Consider the following 18,446-nt stretch of genomic DNA (forward strand, 5'->3'; position numbering starts at 1 on the left):
CCCTTTATTGCGCTAGTGTTTTTAGCTCTGGGGCTGTTTTGGCGGCTGTGAACTCAATAAACCGATATTGCCCTACGCCAGAGGTTACAAAAGGGTCCTCCGCTAAGAGGGATTCAATCTCATCTAGGCTAATGCCATCGCGAATGATGAGGATGCCACCATCCTTGCTGGTTTTGGGACCAGAGGCCAGCAATAAGCGGCGGTCATATAATGTATCAAGGAAGGCGCGATGAGCAGGGCGTTGGGCTTGTACGTCTTCAGGTGAGGCGAGGTAGGAAACTTCAGCGATGATCATAGAAGAGGTCCTTTGGTGAGTATATGGAGGCGATTTAATCTAGCAGCCCCATAGGGAAGGAGAATAACACTTTCATAATATTGGCATTTTTTTTAAGGATGATAAGGTGTTCTTCCAAAAAGGGAGGAACGCTGTTTTTGCTACTGCCCTTTATGATAGGGAGGACTAATTATGATTCGTACATTGATAGCCTTTTTCATCCCCTGGCTGACCTTTTTTACCATTGGTCGCCCTTTTGCTGGGATTATTTGCCTTATCCTGCAAATCACCATTCTGGGCTGGATTCCGGCGGCCATTTGGGCGGTGTTGGCTTTGCAGAAATATGATGAGACAAATCGCTAAGACGCGGTAACGTCCGTTAAAAAGAAAGCCCCCTGATTGTAAGGTCAGGGGGCTTTTTTATGGGCTAGTGTTGTGGGGGTTGGGGGGTCTCCCCAGAGGGGGCAGCATTGGTGATAAATCTCTCCAACGTAGCACCTTGAATATCCACAACCTCGCGGGGATATTGGATGCCATGCTCCTCAAAGCGTTTCTTCATACGGCGGTTAAACTCCCATTCCACCGTCCAACGGCCTGCATTGGTGGTGGGATAAACCCCCTTAACCGAGACAGAGGATGTGCCGATGGCCGAGACGCCCCAGAGGTCGAAATCAGCGAGGATGAGGTCTTTATAAGGGGCCTCATGACGCATCTCCTTCCCAATTTCGACCAGAATAGCCGCTACTTGGTCCGTATCGCTTTCAATATCCACAGTTGCGAGAATCATAGCGCGGGAGAAGTCGCGATTATAGTTGGTCACTTGGCTGAGTGAGCTAAAGGAGAAGATATTGATGGACCCATCATTTGCTCGTACATGCACCGAGCGCAGGGAGAGACGCTCAATCACCCCATATGTCCCGTTGAGTGTGACGGCATCACCAACGGTAAGGGCGTTCTCCAAAAGCAAGAAGATCCCGCTAATAAAGTCTTGGACGAGCTTTTGAGAGCCAAAACCCAAGGCCACACCGAAGATAGACGCACTGGCAATTAATGGGCCGGTATCAATGCCCAATTGGGAGAGAACCGTCAGCCCAATAATAACAGCCAAGATGAGGAGAAAGAGGATGCGGAACATCGGCGTTAATGTCTGCAGCCGTGCTACGCGGATTTTGGTATCGCGGTCCTCTTGTGCATCAAGGCGGCGGATATGATGCTCAATCGTCACATTGGCTACTTCCCAAGCAACCACACCGATGATCAAGGCTACGAGAATGGTGAGAGCGGCTTGGAAGATGCGCGGGCCAAGTGTGTTCTGCCCCATGAGCAGATAAACAGGGGCCCCCCATGCAATGGCAAGAGCCAAGATGGTGATAACGGCCATAATGATGCGAATAATCGCTGTAGCGGCCGGATAATAACGGCGGATGCGCGTTAGGGTTTCCTCATTAAGGTTCCAGTCATCCAAAGCGCGCATGAAGCGTTCTAACCCACCATAGATGAGGATGCTTACAACCCGGACAATGACTAACGCTACAATGGTGCGGACAAAGAGCTGGAGGATGAGTTGGTACCCCCCTGCAATATCAGCAGCCCAAACGAGCCACAACGCCACGTCAAAAAAGAGCGCAACAACCCACCACCCACGGGCGATGATTGTCATAAGCGATTGCAAATGGCGGTTTGCTGCTCCGATATGTTGGCAAGCCCGGCGGACAATCCCGCGTGAGCGAATGATCATCACTGCGAGGATGAGGTGAACCACCAAAAGAAGGAGTTTTTGCAACCCATGAATGACCGGGTCGGGGACGGTCATCATATTAATGACATCAAGTAGAGCAAGCCCCCATGCCAGGATAAACCCAACCTGGCGTAGATAATGGAAAATGAAGCTCGCAGTACGGTCATGCAGGATGCTGAGACGTAACCAAGGGGCTTCTGGGGCGAGGAAAATGCGGAGAACAATAACCCACACGCCTAGTCCGATACCGCCTAACCACGCAATACTCCATAAAGCATGGCTGCTTTGGGGGGTGCGTGCTGGGTCTAGTATCTCCATCAGTAACGCAACGAGGGGGAACATCACAATTGTGAGTAGCTCTAACGCAGCCCAGGCAAGCGCATAGGGTGCGCGACGCAGGCATAGCATAAGCTGTGTTAACGCCCCTTGATGGCGCAAGCTTTCCTCAATATTGGCTTGGAGCGCTTCGGCATCATCCGTGGTTTTAAGTTTACTTTCAGTTGTGGTTTCAGCTGCTGTTTTTTGGACGATACCTTCCGCCTCGGCATTAGCTTTGCGGAGTTTAAAAGCCTCGTCTTTGAGGACTTTCTTGTTATGCTCCTTAGCCATGCGATTAAGACGCTGGCGGAGCGGACGCAGCAGAAGGCGCATACCATAAAATAGCACGAAACTGGCTACCAGCATGATGAGAACGCGCAGCGCAATCTGTGCAATGGTGGTTTGGAGGGCTGCATCCTGTAAGACGGTATGAAGCCAGGGGCTAATTGCGCCGAAATCAAGAATATTTTGATGAAGAACGTGCAATTGCTGGAGTGCGCGCGCCCCGAAGTCTGCAATATTGTCGCGCGCTATTGTGAGGAGCGAGACATGTTTTGTGCTTTGCTCTGCCGTGACAAGGTTTTGCAATGTTGTGAGAAATTGCTGCCGTTGGCTTTCATTATTTAAAACAGAAATAAGCTGTTGTGCTTGCTCTGCACTCAAGCCGGTTTTAGCGGGTGTATCCGCAGCTAGGGCAGGATGTAAACTGGCTACCCCAACGCTAAGCATCCCGCCTAAAAGGAGGGCTGGCAATATTGTAGAATGGAGGGCCCGCCGCATCATGGCAGAGAGCCGTATGGTTTTGAACATAGAGAGATGCCTCTTATGGGAGATCGATATAAAGCGAGTTAATCGCTCTTTTCTCAAAAGTTTCATATGGTTTTAAGGGCTAGTTTTATGAAGATCATGTCATTTCTCGGGGGAGGCGGCGTGTGAGGTGAGCTTTACAGCCCATAATTGTGCCAGATTATCGGCAGTTCCTTCACCATCTAGGCTGTTAAAGAGGGCAATAGCCTCGGTACGTTTGCCGCCATCCAGCAGGGCCATACCGAGGGTCAGACGGGCAAGGTCTGGTTGATGCGGGTGTTTTGCTAGGCCTTGTTGCATCAGGGCGATGCCTTGGTCCACCTGCCCATTGAGGACAAGATTATAACCCGCTGTGAGAGATAGCCCTGCATCTGGTGAGGTTTTGGCGTGTTCAACAGCAGCAGGAAGAGCCGCGCGTGTCTCGTTCGCGCGTTGGGCTACGAAGGCGCGGAAATGCGCTTGGGCTGCTGCTTGTGGCCCCGCACCGAGGAGATGACGGTTATAGCCTTCATCCAGCAAATTAAGCGCAAGCTGCGGCAGCCCCATTTGGACGGCACGCTCGGCCATATCTTGGAACTCCGCCGGGTTTGTAAGCAGCCCGGTTGCGAGGCGTAAGCGTTGGAGGTTAAAGACCATACGTGGGGTCAAGGTGCTGTCCGTCGTGAGGTCATGAATCAGCATCTGCCAATATTGTGGCCGTGCATAATATTTCACCAGCTTGACATAAATGCCCGTCTTATTGGTGATGTCATGCAGCTTATCATAAGCAGTCGCCAGCATTTGGAGCTGATTTTCCGCGGGAATGAGCTTGGCTTTTTGGTCCGCGGCGAGGATGGCTTTCCCAACCCCTGTTAGGCCCTTCCAATCTTGTTGGAGGTAATAACATTGCAGCAAGAGAGTTTGCATCGCAGGGTTAGGGCCAGCCTCACGCAGGTAGCGGCTGGCGGCACGGGCTGCGCTAGGGTAGTCATGCGCCCCATAAGCAAGGCTGGCTTGGGCCATGAGCATTTGATGGCGTGTTGCAGGGGCTGTGCGCTCATTAGTGATGAGTACATCATACGCTTTTAAAGCCGTTGGGACATCACCTGCTTGGCTTGCCGCTGCAGCGCGCATTTGGGCGATGACGTAGCTCTCATAAGCGGTTTTTGTCGGGACAGCATCCGCGCGTTTGATGAACTCTAACGCCTGAGCAGGGCGGTGAGCATCCAGAGCAGCTTGCGCTTGTTGGAGTGGCTTGCCAACCTCTTGCCCTAGCTCATCCTCTGCATAAGCGGTGCTGAAGGCGAGGGGAGTAAGAGGGGTGTGCGTTAGCCCTGCAACCCCGGTGGCAGAAAGACCAATTAGGGCTGTTAAAAGCCACGGGCGCGGCTGTTTGAGAGATGGGAACATCATGATTATTGGCCCTCCATCATTTGCTCTAACCCTACAATGCCGAGTTTGGTCACACCAAGGCGCTGGGCATCGGCAAGGACATGAGCCACGGTTTTATAATTCGCAAGGCGGTCGGGCCGGATATGGATTTCGGGCTGCTCCCCCGTTGCAGGATGTACGGCCTCGTTAATATGCGCTTGGAGAGCATCCTCAGAGGGGATGGGCATGTCATTCCAGCTCAATGAATTGTCGTAATTAATGCTAATCGTAACAATTTGTGGCTGTATTGCCGAGGGAGGCGGGTTGCCTTGGGGGAGGTCAATCGCCACGGAATGAGTCTGGAGGGGGATGGTGATGATGAGCATGATGAGCAACACCAACATGACGTCAATCAACGGGGTGGTGTTGATATCGACAATGGCTTCATCTTCATGAGTGCTGCTAGAGCCAATACCCATAGCCATGATGGACCTCCCAAAATGTTCGTCCGGTTTGGCCCCCAAAGAGGGGGCAGAAAATGGGGCCTCTGTTACAGATTAGGTAAATAGAGGGGGGGTTAGTCGTGTGGTTGCTCGGTGATGAAGTCCACATGTTGGATGCCAGCCTCTTGGCACGCCGCTACAATCCGACCGATGGGCATATATTGGACAGACCCATCGCCACGGATTTGGATTTGCGGTTGAGGCTGCTGGCGTGCTGCCTCCATAAGGCGGTTGAGGAGGTCCTTATGCCCGGTGAGGGGGGTGGTGTTCCAGTAGCTTTGCCCATCAGCGGTGACAGCCAACACAATATTGCCCGGTTTGGTCTTGGTTGGCTGGTTGCGGTCCACCGGTAGCTGCACCTTAACCGTATGGGTCGCTACCGGGATGGTGATGAGGAAGATGATAAGCAGCACCAGCATGACATCAACAAGCGGCGTGGTGTTGATAGCCGACACCACCTCGCCGTCATCATCTCCACCGTTACCGATGTTCATAGCCATGATGATTAGACTCGCGTGCTGGTGGTTGTCGTGGTGGGGCTGTCATCCTTCACGGCTTCGCTCAGGCCATCTTCATGCCGATAACCGCCGAGCAGAATGGAGTGAAGGTCAGAGCCGAAATTACGGACGCGGTCCATCGCTCCTTTATTACGGCGCACCAAAAGGTTGTACCCCAATACAGCCGGGACAGCGGTAGCAAGACCGATAGCCGTCATGATGAGGGATTCACCAACAGGGCCAGCGACTTTATCAATGGAGGCTTGCCCTGCAATGCCGATGGCTGTCAGAGCATGGTAAATACCCCAAACCGTACCAAAAAGCCCGATAAAGGGCGATGTGGAGCCAACCGTACCGAGGAAGGCGAGACCCGCTTGCAAACGTGTATTGATGGTCTCTAACGCGCGTTGGATGGACATGGCTGTCCAAGATTGCAGGTCGATTGAATCCCGCATGGAGCCTTCATGATGCTGCGCGGCGATGATGCCTGTCTCCGCAATATAGCGGAAGGGCGAGGTGGGCTTGAGGGTTTTCGCCCCTTCTTGAATGGTCTTTTGTGTCCAGAAGGTCCGGTCTGCCGCTTTGGAGGCACTAAAGAGACGGGATTGCTCAATGAACTTGCTGACCATGATAATCCATGTCCCTAAGGACATCAGAGCCATAATCAGCAGGACGCCACGGGCGATGATGTCCCCATTCTTCCACAAGGCTTTCAGCCCATAGGGATTGTCTTTTGAGGCATCATCAGCGGGTTTGTCGCTGACGGGGGTTGCTGTGACAGGGGCATTGCCCTCGGTCCCAGCGGGGGGTTGGGCGTCATTAGTCGCCCCTGCTGGCGGTTGAGCCGGAGCGGTTGTTGTAACGGGTGCTTGTGCGGGAGCTGTTGCCCCAGCGGGGGGTTGGGCTGGTGCGCTCGCCCCCGCGGGCGGTACAGCAGGGCTTGCCTCTTGGGCCAACGCCGCAGAGGAAAGCGGCATAGCTGCAAGGATTAAGGCCAAAGCTGTACCGTAGAATGGACGTGCTTTAGAGGCGGTATGTGTCAGGGGAAGGCGGAGCATTCTGGTCATGAATCCCATATCCTTGTCTATCAACGCAGGGTGCGTTTTCTTAACGGACCCTGTGGTCAGGGCAAATAAGCGGGTGATGGATGAGGCGATACTCATTCATCACCGAGGGTGAAGTCCACATGTAGGACGTGGTTATGTTCAATAACGGGTTGTCCGCCAGCCACAGCGGGTTGGTAGCGTACGGGGGAGCGTTCTAGGAAGTTGAGTGCGCTTTCGGCAAAATCATGCCCTCCTTTTACACTGAGCAACTTACAATTAGCGGGCTTGCCATTGGTGAGAATATCGCATGAAGCCGTCACAGAGCCCTCCCGGCTCTCCTCTTGGGCTTCTTCAGGATATTCTGGCCGTACATTATTAATCGGCACAGCCCCAGCAGCATGGTCGCTATCGGAGGTGCTATCACCACTGCCACTACTGCTGCTGGACGCCGCCGAGGCCGATGTGGCAGCAGGCGCAACAGATGTAGGAGCCACTTTAGGTTGAGGCACTTTTTGCGCGCTATGATGGATAGGCGGCTTAGGCGGCGGTGGCAGCTTAATGCGCGGGGGAGGGATATAAGGTGGTGGTGGCTGCACCATGACCGGATGAGGCGGCGGTGGCGGTGGTGGGGGAGGTGGTGCCTCTGCAATGATGACCGTTTGAATCGGCGGGTGTGTAGGCTCGGTCTTCTCTGCCTTATTGAGCGTGAGGGCATAGACCACCAACCCAATGGCAAGAAAAGCCACAACAGCGGCAACGATATAGTCAATCGGCCTACGTTGTAAGGCAGCGTAGCTTTTCATAGCAAAACTCTTTGCCCCTTTGGTTATCTTAGGGTCACACACTACCCCAACACGGGACCATTCCCGTCTGGTTTATTGTGTCAAAATGGCCTAAGCCGTCCCCGTTATGCAAGGGGTGATATGCGACTCTTTCGCAGAAAAGCCTGTGCATAACTCTTATATAAAATGTGGATAATTTTTAAAAAGATTAAAAAACGGCTATTATACAAGGGTTGTAGAGCCATACTCTCATTTTTGAGAGAGGGACCATTGTGTATAATTTTATACTAGACTTACTTATAAAAACGATAGGAGTAGCCCCTTTGGGGAGGGGGTGTTGTGCCCCCTCTTATGCTGATTATAGGGTTATTATTGTGCGGTTGCACTGGCTTCGGAGCGTGTTGCGCTTACACGTTGGGCGAGTGACGCGGCCATGAATTCATCTAAATCACCATCAAGAACGGCATCGGGGTTGCCTTTCTCTATGTTCGTCCGCAAGTCCTTGACCAGCTGATAAGGTGCTAGAACGTAGGAGCGAATTTGGTGCCCCCAACCAATATCCGTCTTAGCCGCTTCTGCGGCGGAGGCTTCAGCCTCCCGCTTTTGCAGCTCAGCTTCGTAAAGGCGGGCACGCAGCATCTCCATCGCAGTGGCACGGTTGCGGTGCTGGGAGCGGTCTGTCTGGCAGGCCACAACAATGCCGGTGGGGATGTGCGTAATACGGATAGCCGAATCCGTTTTGTTCACATGCTGGCCCCCCGCACCAGAAGCACGGAATGTATCGACTCGGAGGTCAGAATCGAGGACTTCAATCTCAATCGAATCATCCACAACGGGGGAGATATAGATGGAGGCGAAGGAGGTCTGACGGCGTGCAGCAGCGTCAAAGGGGGAGATGCGGACAAGCCGATGCACCCCGGCTTCGGTTTTCAGCCAGCCATACGCATTGGGGCCGCTTACGAGAATCGTAGCTGATTTTAGCCCCGCTTGCTCGCCTGCGCTGCTTTCCATCAGCGTGACTTTATAGCCATGTTGCTCGGCCCAACGCGTGTACATGCGCAGCAGCATCTCGGCCCAGTCTTGCGCCTCGGTCCCTCCCGCGCCGGAATTGACCTCAAGGTAACAGTCATTCCCATCGGCCTCACCAGAAAGAAGGCTCTCCGTCTCACGCTGTTGGGCTTGGGCGGCTAAGGCACGCAGAGTGGTCAGGCCATCTTGGATGACAGCCTCGTCATTCTCCATCTCGGCAAGTTCGACAAGGTCGAGCGTGTCTTGCACTTCAGTCTCTAAGGCCTCGACCCCCTCAATCTGATTAGCGAGCATGGTGCGCTCGCGCATCATTTTTTGGGCAGCGTCTGGATTATTCCAAAGCTCTGGGTCCTCAGCGAGGTGGTTTAGCTCAGCAAGGCGTGTTTTGGCGGCATCCCAGTCAAAGATGCCTCCTCAGCAGTGCAACAGACTGCTTGATTTGCTCGGAGAGGGCTTCGGTCTCAGCCGACATGAGGCGTTCTCCTTATTCCTATGGTTAGTGATGCCGCCTTAGTATAGCCCCCCAACGCCAATGTCACCTCCCCCTGTGGTGTTTGGTGTCGTGTTGGGAGTGCTGGGGGTTGGCGTAGCTGCCATAGGTGTAGGGGGGGGAAGGGGGGCATCACTATTGGCAGGGTTAGCAGGATTTGATGTGTTGTTGGGGGTGCTGCTGGGCATATCGGTCTCAGAATCAGGAATCATATCCGCACCCGTATCGGCCGCAGTAAGGGTTTGTGTCCCATCGCCAAAGCCATGCAGTGGGACGGATGCTCCTGGAATCTGGTCCTGTTTAAACGCATCAATCGCCCGGATGCGCCCTGTGTCATATTCTGCCAAGGTCATGCCCTCTGGGGTGGGGAAGTCCAGTTTGGGACGGGTGGCAAAAACGGCTTTCATGATGCCATTCCAGATAGGGCCGGAGAGATGGCCGCCTGTCTCGTTCTTACCGAGGCTGCGGGGGTTATCATAACCAATCCACACCACAGTGACGACATCGGGCGAGAAGCCTGCAAACCATGCGTCATGATAATCTTGGCTTGTCCCGGTTTTCCCGGCGATGGGGCGGTCAATCCCCACACCTGCGCGCACACCAGTCCCACGGGCAATGACATCGCGCATCATGGTGGTGATTTGATAAGCACTTTGCGGGGAGGCGAGGACAGGCCGGTCATCATGGATGACAGGCAGGCCATTCTCCGTTGTGACGGTACGGTGATTAGCCTGATTTCGCCAAATAATTGTCCCATCTGGGTTTTGGATATAGTCGATGAGGCTAGGGGTGATGCTATGGCCACCATTGGCGATAGCAGCATAGGCCCCAGCTTCTTTAAGGACGGTTGTCTCCACCGCACCGAGGGCAGCGGGCAGGTAAGGCGGCATATTGTTCACCATGCCAGAGCGTACCGCTATATCGCTAACAGCCTTCATCCCTAGATGCGCGGCAACGCGAATCGTGACGAGGTTACGGCTCTCCCGCAGGGCATCATGCAACGTGGTGGGGCCCCAATTATCATGCTCGTAATTTTGCGGCTTCCAATCCCCAAAGCTGATGGGGGAATCATCAAATGTTTCAGAGGGAGAAATATCCCGCTCCATCGCAGCAAGATAGACGAGCGGCTTAAAGGAGGACCCCGGTTGACGTTGGGCCTGTGTGGCACGGTTAAATTGGCTTTGCTGGAAGGACCATCCCCCCACAAGGGCCAGCACGCGGCCTGTATGGGCATCCAGCGTGACGGTAGCCCCTTCCACTTGAGGGATTTGCTCTAGTGCTGCGGAGCCATCGCTTTGCGGTTCAATCATCACGATTTGACCGGGGAGAAGTGGATGAGTGCGCCGGCTCCAGCTCTCATCAGCTTTGCGGAGTGTGGCGGTGTGGGCTGTATGGCCACTCACCCACCCAACATGCACTACTGGGGCTGGGGAGAGTATAACGGCTAACCGCCATGAGGAGAGCATCCCTGCGGGAGGCTTCTGGCTGGGGAGGTCATCTTGCCATGTTGTCAGGCTGGATAGGTGCCCTACAGGGCCGTGCCAGCCCTCATGCGTGCGTGCATAATTGATGAGCCCTTCCCGTAATAAATGAGTGCTGACTTGCTGGAGGTGAGCATCCAAACTGGTATGGACATCCAACCCGCCCTCGGTGGTTTGTTCCTCACTATAGAGGGTGGTGAGCTGGCGGCGGACTTCTGCGGCGAACCATTCGGAATCCTGCAAGGGGCCGAAGCGCGTATAGCCTTGGGGGATGAGCGGGTCTTGCTTGGCTTGCTGGGCATCCTCTGGGGTGATGGCGCGTGTCTCGCTCATCCGGTCCAGCACCCAGTTGCGCCGCCACATCGCCGCTTTAGGGTGGAGGAAGGGATTATAATTGCTAGGGGATTTAGGCATGCTGGCCAGCATCGCAGCCTCGGCATTGCTAAGCTGGTCGAGCGTTTTATTAAAATAAGTCTGAGCGGCGGCTTCTACACCATAAGCCCCATTACCCAGATAAATCCCGTTAAGATAGATTTCTAAAATACGGTCTTTGGAGAGGGTGTGCTCAATACGCATCGCAAGCAGAGCTTCGCGTATTTTGCGGTCGATGGTCAGGCTGTTATTATTAAGCAGCATAACCTTAGCGACCTGTTGGGTAATGGTGGAGGCCCCGAGGGGACGCTTACCCTGATGGGTGAGGATGCTGATAATATCCGTCACCCCAGCACGCAGCATCGCTAAGGGGTCCACCCCGCCATGGGAATAGAAATTTTGGTCCTCCGCAGCGAGGAAGGCGTTACGCACACGCGGGGGGATGGCCCGGATGGGCACATAAATACGCCGCTCGTGCGAGAGTTCGGCCATGAGTTGGTCATCAGCGGTGTATAGCCGGCTTACAACGGGGGGTTGGTAATGTTGCAAGCTCTCTACGCTGGGGAGATTAGCACTAAGATGGGCATATAAGCCCCAACCCACCAGCACAAGGGTGGCAAGGCCAAGCGTGCAAAGGCTAAGCGCAGCCCCTAGTAAGAACCGCCAACGGCGGAAACGGGGCTTCTGAAAAGGCGGTGGCGGGCTGTCTGGCAGCATAGAAGAACGCGTCATGCTGCCCTCTATAACATGGTCAATAAAAAAACGGGAGGCAGCCTCATAGGCTCTGTTTTATGGTACGGTGCTGGACGCCCATAGGATAAGCCTTATTGTGGGGCTTGTTTTAAAAAGAGTTAAGGATTCAGTTTTATGGTTACACGTCCCTCCGGTCGCGCTGCCGATGCCCTCCGTTCTGTTACAATCGAGACAGGCTTTGCCACTCATGCGGAAGGCTCTGCGCTGATTCGCGTAGGGGGGACGGAAGTGCTCTGCACGGCCTCGGTCGAGACACGGGTGCCACCTTTCCTGCGGGGGCAGGGCCAAGGGTGGGTAACGGCGGAATATGGCATGTTACCGCGCGCGACTCATACGCGTGGCTCCCGCGAGGCAGCACGGGGTAAGCAATCAGGCCGCACGCAGGAGATTCAGCGGCTCATTGGGCGGTCCCTTCGGGCTTGCGTGGACCTTAAAGCCCTTGGCGAATGTATGATTACGCTAGATTGTGACGTGCTGAATGCCGATGGCGGGACGCGTTGTGCCTCCATTACCGGGGCATGGGTTGCCCTGGCGCATGCGTTGGAGGGGATGGGCAAAAGCAAAGCTCTGACCGCACAAGTCGCAGCTGTATCGTGTGGTTTGACAGAGGCCGGGGCTGTGTTGGACCTTGATTATCAAGAAGATAGCAGCGCGCAGGCCGATACCAATTTTGTCCTCACAGCCGATGGCGGGATTGTGGAGATTCAAGGCACAGCGGAGGATCGCCCCTTCCGCCCGGAGGAGTTCCAACAGCTTTTTGACCTTGCACAGAAAGGCACACAGACCCTCTTTGCCGTGCAGAAAGAAGCTCTCACTCGTAAAAAGGGAGGCTAAGCTTTATGCCGCATTATGAAGATAAAATGCGCCGCCTAGCGCGGGGGAGTGAGCTTGTCCTCGCTAGCCATAATCAAGGTAAATTACGAGAGTTCTCCCTCTTATTGGCGGAGAGCGGCATTACAGTCCGCTCCGCAGCGGCATTAAATTTGCCAGAGCCAGAGGAAACCGCAGCGGATTTTGCCGGGAATGCGCTGATTAAGGCTGCGGCCGCAGCAAAAGCAACCGGCCTGCCTGCTTTGGCAGATGATTCCGGTTTTTGCGTTGCAGCCCTTAACGGCAAGCCGGGTGTGTATTCCGCCCGCTGGGCTGGTCCGCACCGTGATATGACCCTCGCGATGAACCGCGTATATGAGGCGATGCAGGCCAGTGGCTCTGCTGATAAAGGGGCCTCTTTTGTTGTGGTCTTATGTGTGGCGTGGCCTGATGGGGCGTATCGTATGGTAGAGGCGGCATGTCATGGCCATGTCGCATGGCCCCCGCGTGGGACGCATGGCCATGGTTATGACCCTATCTTTATCCCTGAAGGGGAGAGCCGCCGTTTTGCCGAAATGACCGAGGAGGAGAAAAACCGTTTCAGCCATCGTGGACAGGCCATGGCCCGCTTTTTGCAAGATTGTGTGGCGTAGAATCGGAAAAATAATCGTGGAATTATAATTTCACGACTTCACAAAGGGGATAAAAACATATGTAATATATTGCACTATTACATAACGTATAAATGGATGCCCCATGCCCCCCGCCTCGTCATCACGCCATGCTCGTGCGTATATCATTGGTGATGTGCCAAAATGGGATGGCCCTGTATGGGCATCTATTGTGATGGTGGTATCGGCGTGCTTTGGCGGGGTAGGGCCGTTACAGGCAGAGGATAAGCCCCCGCCAGCGGTGGAGGTCATGCCGGGGGCGGGGGTGATTGGCCAACCACGCCGTGTCACGCTGGAGCAGAATCGTTCTAAAAAGCGACATCAGGGCGATTGGGGGGCTTTTAATTGGGGGAATGGGGAGTTCGCAGGTTTTGGTCCGGTGGGGGTTTATGGTGTGGCCCCATGGGCTGAGGATTGGAGCAGCAAAAAAGACCCGAAGAATTACACGGATTTTCTGGACCCTCTAAAAGCGATTCGTCTGAATGAATCAGGCAGTATTTGGCTGACCCTCTCCGGGGAATCACGGATTCGGAACTGGTATGAATCCAGTCCGATGCTTGGCACAGTAGGTAAGCGTCATTCTGGCCGGTTTACAGTGCGTAATTTGTTGGGGGCAGAGCTGCATCTCGGCACGCATTGGCAGATATTCGGGCAGCTTAATAATGGCGAGGCCGCAGGGTGGAATTATTACGGCTATAACGCGACATGGCGGCGTAGGCTTGGCTTGCAGCAGCTTTTTGTTCGTTACGAGCAGAAGCTTCTAGGTGCAAAAACGGGCGTAATGGTCGGGCGGCAGCAATTTTTGGATGCCCCTTCATGGCTGATTTACGCCCGTGAGACCCCTAATGTGCAACTCTCATGGAATGGCGCGCGAGGCTATGCCATGTGGGAGCGTGTGCGGGTTGATGTGTATAATTTTGTGGCAACACAAGTGACGCGAGATACTATCATGGGCGGCGGATTTGATGATGGAACGCGCCTTTATGGGGGCGATGTTACGGTCGCTCTGCCGCGTTTTTCTATCGCGGGGCAGCAGGTTCATTCTTTTTTGGACCTATTTTGGATGGGCTTTCACTATGGGGGGAAGGCTGCTGCTATCGCCCAGTTTAAAGGAAGCGAGGCAGGCACGCAGACGCGCCAAAATGGCGGGTTCCGCTGGTATGGCTCGGCCCCCGCCTTTGAGTATGATGTTAGTGGCGTTTATCAGGCAGGGCGGTTCCATTCGAGCAAATCTGCTATCGGCAGCCGCCCGGTGAGCGCATGGGCTGTGCGTGGGGTGGCGGGCTGGCGTCATTCTTCCTCTTCTTTACATCCCTTCCTCGGTGTGCAGGCGGAGGCTTATAGCGGGGGGGATAATCGTCGCGCGCATGGTACGGAGGGAACATTCTCGGCCCCTTTCTCCCCGCGTAACGCGACATTCGACCTCACACGGACGATAGCGCGGGCTAACCTTATTAGTGCAGGCCCGCTTATGAGCATTGTGCCTCGCCCTTTTATGAATATCCGTATTCGTGTGCCGTATTTATGGCGAGAGAGCGTGCATGATGGGCTGTATAACTCCTCATCGCCTTTTTCCTTTTTAGCGGGGTCTCGTCTAAGGGCGGCGGGGCGTGCCGTGGGGTTACAACCGCAAGGGCAGGTGCAATTTCAGCTTCAACAGCATGTGAATTGGCAGCTTGATGGTGGGGCTATTTTTCTTACCCATCGGATGCGGCAAGCGGGGGGAAAGAATGGGACCTATATGCTCTCTACGTTGACCTTCCGCTTTTAAGGATGCTGCGAGAGAAAAAACAACTAATATAAATAGTTTAATAAAAGCAAATATTTTGGCTGAATTTCTTTACAAAGCTATCTTTATATCATCAAAAAATGATCTTTTTTCATTTTTTATATCAAATACACATTGAAGTTAGTGGATTATGCAATTACTCTCTTTCTTATCGTATTAAAGATGCAGGAGCAGGGTACGTGGCAGTCTCGGAGGATGAATTTCAAACCCTCCCTCGTCAGGGGGTTGTTGCAGCGTCAGAGGAGGAAACAGGGCGTGTGCTGGCCTCTGTTTTGGCACGTTTTCCCGGTCGCGTGGCGGTGATTTCCTCCTTTGGGGCGGAGTCCGCCGTATTACTCGCGCAGATTGCCGCGCAGGATAAAGCCGTGCCGGTTTTCTTCCTCGATACAGGGCGGCATTTCCCGGAGACTTTGGCCTATCGTGATGAGCTAAGCCAGCATTTGGGGTTGGAGGATGTCCGTACCCTCCAGCCTGCGCGTAAAGAGGTCGAGTATCGTGACCCGGAGGGCCAGCTTGTGGCCTTCGACCCTGATGCGTGTTGTGCCCTGCGTAAAGTAGAGCCTTTAGATGTTGTTCTGCCAGAGTTTGATATTTGGGTGACGGGGCGTAAGCGTATGCAAGCAGCCACGCGGGCAGCCCTCCCAGTGGCTGAGCGGCAGGCGGATGGCAGTGTAAAGCTTAACCCCCTTGCTGGGTGGAGTGAGGCGCAGATTGCTGACTTTATGAAGGAGAAAGCCTTGCCTGCTCATCCTCTTGTTGCGCGTGGTTATCGCTCTATTGGGTGTGAGCCTTGCACAAGGCCCGTTGGTGCGGGTGAGGATAGCCGCGCAGGCCGCTGGGCTGGGCTTGCGAAAACGGAATGTGGCCTACATCGCCCTGTACCTGTTACGCCGCCACCCGGTGCGGATAAGGAAGAGATTTCAGCCACGGCTTTATTAGCGGAACGGCCCGTAGAATGACGCCCGACTATCGGGTTTATCAGTAAGGAAAGGGAGCAGGCATGGCTCTGCAAGACGCACATATTATGGATGGTTTGGACCAATTAGAGGCCCAGAGCATCTTCATCCTGCGGGAGGCTTATCGCAAGCTGAAGCCTATGGCCCTGCTATGGTCTTTAGGCAAAGATAGTAACGTGATGGTCTGGCTCGCGCGTAAGGCGTTTATGGGTCATGTGCCTTTCCCCGTGATGCATGTGGATACGGGTAAGAAGTTCCCCGAGATGTATGCGTTTCGTGATGAATACGCCAAAAAATGGAACTTAGACCTCATTTTAGGGGAATGTCCCCCCGTGGAGGAGATGGACCCGTCTCTCCCCCCCGCTGCACGCTCTGCTGCACGCAAGACGGTCGGGTTAGCGAATTTGATTGATAAGCATAAGTTCCGCGGTGTTGTGGCTGGTATTCGGCGGGATGAGCAGGCGACCCGTGCTAAAGAGCGCGTCTTTAGCCCGCGCGGGGCGAGCCATCAATGGGATGTGCGGAACCAACCGCCAGAGTTTTGGGACCAATATGCTACCCCTTATGAGGAGGGGATGCATGTGCGTGTTCATCCGCTGCTGGCATGGCGGGAGCTAGATATTTGGCGGTATATTGAGCGCGAAAATATTCCGCTAGTGGACCTCTATTTCGCAAAAGATGGCAAGCGTTATCGCTCGCTAGGCGACCAAGACATTACCAGCCCGATTGAGAGCCAAGCCTCCACCGTGGCGGAGGTTATTGCCGAGCTTGAGACAAGCCGCACGTCCGAGCGGGCGGGCCGCGCTATGGACCATGAATCAGAAGATGCGTTTGAGCGTCTCCGCGTTGCTGGCTATTTGTGAGGAGAGCTTTAACGATGACACAACCTCATTCATCTTCTACGCAGGTGCGTCACGGTGTTAGCACGCCGATTGTGATTGTTGGCCATGTGGACCATGGCAAATCCACCCTGATTGGCCGTTTGTTATACGATACAGATAGCCTGCCTGATGGCCGCCTCGTCCAGATTGTCGAGAGTAGCCGTAAGCGTGGCCTTGCTGTGGAATGGAGCTTCCTGCTCGATTCCCTTCAGATTGAGCGGGACCAAGGCGTGACGGTGGATTCCACGCGCATCCCTTTCCAACTGAATGGGCGGGATTTTGTGATTGTCGATGCGCCGGGTCATCGGCAATTTTTACGGAATATGATTACTGGTGCAGCGGATGCAGAGGCTGCCGTGCTGGTGGTTGACGCAGCTGAGGGCGTGCGCGAGCAAACACGCCGCCATGCGATGTTGCTACGGCTCATCGGCATTAGTCATGTGATTGTGCTGCTTAATAAGGCTGATAGCATCAATTTTGATGAGGCAAAGCTTAAACAGGTCGAGGGCGATATTCGCCAGTTGTTAGCCCGGTTGGAGATTGATGTTAAGCAGGTCATTCCTGCTTCGGCACGGGATGGCGATAACATCGCTACCCGCTCGGAGAGGGCAGAATGGTATAAAGGCCCAACCTTGTTGGAGGCCCTAGCGCAGATTCAGCCGCCAGCCTCTCGTCATGCGCTGCCTTTGCGTATGCCTGTGCAAGATGTGTATCGTTTTGAAGGTGTGCGTTATGTCGCAGGCCGTATTGAGCGCGGCACAGTGCGGGAGGGGGACCGGCTGGTGATTGGCGGGCAAGGGCAGGAGGCCACCGTGGCGGAGGTCTGCCGTTGGCATGCCCCGCATGAGCCTGTTGCAGGTGCTGGTGAATCCATTGCTTTGCGTTTAGAGCCTGACCTCGTACCAGACCGTGGGGATTTGCTCTTTCCTGCGGGGGATGAAGCCGCTGCCCCATTGAAAGCGGCGCGTTTGAAAACACGGCTCTTTTGGCTGCGTGGTGAACCGTTGCATGTGGGTGAAAGCTTCCGCCTACGTTTAGCCACAGCGGAATATGACGTGACGGTTGCGGCGATTGATGCGGTGGTGAATCTGGATGACCTCACCCTCAGCCCCGCTGATGAAGTTCCCCCCGATGGTTTTGCCGAGATTACGTTGGCGGTCGCACGGAATATCTTGTTCGATCCCTTTGCACCGGGGATGCCAGATGGGCGCGGTGTATTGGTGGACCGGCATCAGAAGATTGTCGGTGGGGCACCGCTTATCGGCCCAGCTGTGTTGGCAGATGGGGCACATGCCATTCATCCTACAGCAAGCGGTGTGAGTGAGGCTGTTCGGGCAGGGTTGCGCGGGCATAAGCGTGCTGTGTTCTGGCTGACAGGTTTACCCGGTGCTGGCAAAAGCACTATCGCCCGCCATGCTGAGGAGGCTCTCAGCCATGAAGGGCTGAATGTCACAGTGTTAGATGGCGATACGGTGCGCTCCGGCTTGTGTAGCGACCTCGGCTTCTCCCCAGAGGATAGGCGGGAGAATATCCGCCGTGTCGCGCATGTGGCGCGGATTTTGGCAGAGAGTGGGCAGATTGTGTTGGTCGCTTTGGTGTCGCCTTTAGCGCAGGATCGTGCCATGGCGCGGGCGATTATCGGTGAGGATTGGCATGAGGTCTTTGTTGATACCGCACCAGAGCTTTGCCGCCAGCGTGACCCGAAGGGGCTTTATGCACAGGCTGAGGAGGGGCGGATTGCCTCCTTTACCGGTGTATCCGCTGCCTATGAGCCACCAGAGACGCCAGATGTCATTGTCCCCGGTGATGGGGATGTGGCCCGTAGCGTACAGCATTTAATAGACGCTGTGCATAAAGCCGTACGGTAAGCCGCTCAGGCCGTAAGGACTGTCTATTTAG

At 54.5% G+C, this 18,446-nt stretch carries 16 protein-coding genes; 7 read left to right on the top strand and 9 right to left on the bottom strand.

Annotated elements, in window-relative coordinates; all coding sequences use genetic code 11:
• Positions 1 to 4 precede the first annotated feature (4 nt).
• Positions 5 to 295 carry a YciI family protein gene (locus NQF64_RS05500; protein ID WP_155578945.1) on the bottom strand — a complete coding sequence of 97 codons (291 nt, stop codon included), beginning with the start codon at positions 293 to 295 and terminating at the stop codon, positions 5 to 7.
• Positions 296 to 469: 174 nt separating this feature from the next.
• Between NQF64_RS05500 and NQF64_RS05505 the strand changes: the two genes are divergently transcribed.
• Entirely contained in the window at positions 470 to 637 is a 168-nt protein-coding gene (locus tag NQF64_RS05505) for a YqaE/Pmp3 family membrane protein (protein ID WP_099026690.1), read from the top strand.
• Positions 638 to 701: 64 nt separating this feature from the next.
• On the opposite strand, the gene NQF64_RS05510 is transcribed toward NQF64_RS05505, so the two are convergent.
• The 8 genes from NQF64_RS05510 to NQF64_RS05545 form a co-directional block, all read right to left on the bottom strand.
• Positions 702 to 3,140 carry a mechanosensitive ion channel family protein gene (locus NQF64_RS05510; protein WP_266106745.1) on the bottom strand — a complete coding sequence of 813 codons (2,439 nt, stop codon included), beginning with the start codon at positions 3,138 to 3,140 and terminating at the stop codon, positions 702 to 704.
• Between the two features lie 99 nt (positions 3,141 to 3,239).
• Complete coding sequence (locus NQF64_RS05515) at positions 3,240 to 4,529, bottom strand: hypothetical protein (RefSeq protein WP_266106746.1); 1,290 nt, start codon at positions 4,527 to 4,529, stop codon at positions 3,240 to 3,242.
• A 2-nt stretch (positions 4,530 to 4,531) separates the two neighbouring features.
• The gene (locus NQF64_RS05520; protein ID WP_266106747.1) at positions 4,532 to 4,972 is read right to left on the bottom strand and encodes an ExbD/TolR family protein; all 441 of its coding nucleotides are present in this window, start codon (positions 4,970 to 4,972) and stop codon (positions 4,532 to 4,534) included.
• 92 nt (positions 4,973 to 5,064) lie between these two features.
• Positions 5,065 to 5,490 (bottom strand): ExbD/TolR family protein, encoded by a 426-nt coding sequence (locus NQF64_RS05525; RefSeq protein ID WP_099026461.1) that lies wholly within the window; start codon positions 5,488 to 5,490, stop codon positions 5,065 to 5,067.
• Between the two features lie 5 nt (positions 5,491 to 5,495).
• The gene (locus NQF64_RS05530; RefSeq protein WP_266106748.1) at positions 5,496 to 6,554 is read right to left on the bottom strand and encodes a MotA/TolQ/ExbB proton channel family protein; all 1,059 of its coding nucleotides are present in this window, start codon (positions 6,552 to 6,554) and stop codon (positions 5,496 to 5,498) included.
• 92 nt (positions 6,555 to 6,646) lie between these two features.
• Positions 6,647 to 7,336 carry an energy transducer TonB gene (locus NQF64_RS05535; RefSeq protein WP_099026460.1) on the bottom strand — a complete coding sequence of 230 codons (690 nt, stop codon included), beginning with the start codon at positions 7,334 to 7,336 and terminating at the stop codon, positions 6,647 to 6,649.
• Between the two features lie 348 nt (positions 7,337 to 7,684).
• Positions 7,685 to 8,816, bottom strand: a protein-coding gene (prfB, locus tag NQF64_RS05540; RefSeq protein WP_266106749.1) for a peptide chain release factor 2 whose coding sequence is annotated in 2 segments (ribosomal slippage) — positions 7,685 to 8,746 and positions 8,748 to 8,816 — 1,131 coding nt in all. Because the reading frame shifts where the segments join, the coding sequence is not laid out codon by codon here.
• Between the two features lie 38 nt (positions 8,817 to 8,854).
• Positions 8,855 to 11,419: a penicillin-binding protein 1A gene (locus tag NQF64_RS05545; RefSeq protein WP_266106750.1), complete on the bottom strand. Its 2,565-nt coding sequence runs from the start codon at positions 11,417 to 11,419 to the stop codon at positions 8,855 to 8,857.
• Between the two features lie 135 nt (positions 11,420 to 11,554).
• Here NQF64_RS05545 and rph point away from each other — a divergent pair, with 135 nt between their 5' ends.
• The 6 genes from rph (at position 11,555) to cysC (ending at position 18,415) form a co-directional block, all read left to right on the top strand.
• Positions 11,555 to 12,274, top strand: coding sequence for a ribonuclease PH (rph, locus tag NQF64_RS05550; protein ID WP_099026457.1), 720 nt, complete (start codon positions 11,555 to 11,557; stop codon positions 12,272 to 12,274).
• 26 nt (positions 12,275 to 12,300) lie between these two features.
• Positions 12,301 to 12,903, top strand: a complete 603-nt coding sequence (gene rdgB, locus NQF64_RS05555; protein WP_266106828.1) for an RdgB/HAM1 family non-canonical purine NTP pyrophosphatase — start codon at positions 12,301 to 12,303, stop codon at positions 12,901 to 12,903.
• A 103-nt stretch (positions 12,904 to 13,006) separates the two neighbouring features.
• Entirely contained in the window at positions 13,007 to 14,692 is a 1,686-nt protein-coding gene (locus tag NQF64_RS05560) for an alginate export family protein (protein WP_266106751.1), read from the top strand.
• A 197-nt stretch (positions 14,693 to 14,889) separates the two neighbouring features.
• Positions 14,890 to 15,669, top strand: coding sequence for a phosphoadenylyl-sulfate reductase (locus NQF64_RS05565; protein ID WP_266106752.1), 780 nt, complete (start codon positions 14,890 to 14,892; stop codon positions 15,667 to 15,669).
• Positions 15,670 to 15,734: 65 nt separating this feature from the next.
• Entirely contained in the window at positions 15,735 to 16,529 is a 795-nt protein-coding gene (cysD, locus tag NQF64_RS05570) for a sulfate adenylyltransferase subunit CysD (protein WP_266106829.1), read from the top strand.
• A 14-nt stretch (positions 16,530 to 16,543) separates the two neighbouring features.
• The gene (cysC, locus tag NQF64_RS05575) at positions 16,544 to 18,415 is read left to right on the top strand and encodes an adenylyl-sulfate kinase (RefSeq protein WP_266106753.1); all 1,872 of its coding nucleotides are present in this window, start codon (positions 16,544 to 16,546) and stop codon (positions 18,413 to 18,415) included.
• Positions 18,416 to 18,446: the final 31 nt, after the last annotated feature.

Source organism: Bombella saccharophila (assembly GCF_026385475.1).
Classification (GTDB): domain Bacteria; phylum Pseudomonadota; class Alphaproteobacteria; order Acetobacterales; family Acetobacteraceae; genus Bombella; species Bombella saccharophila.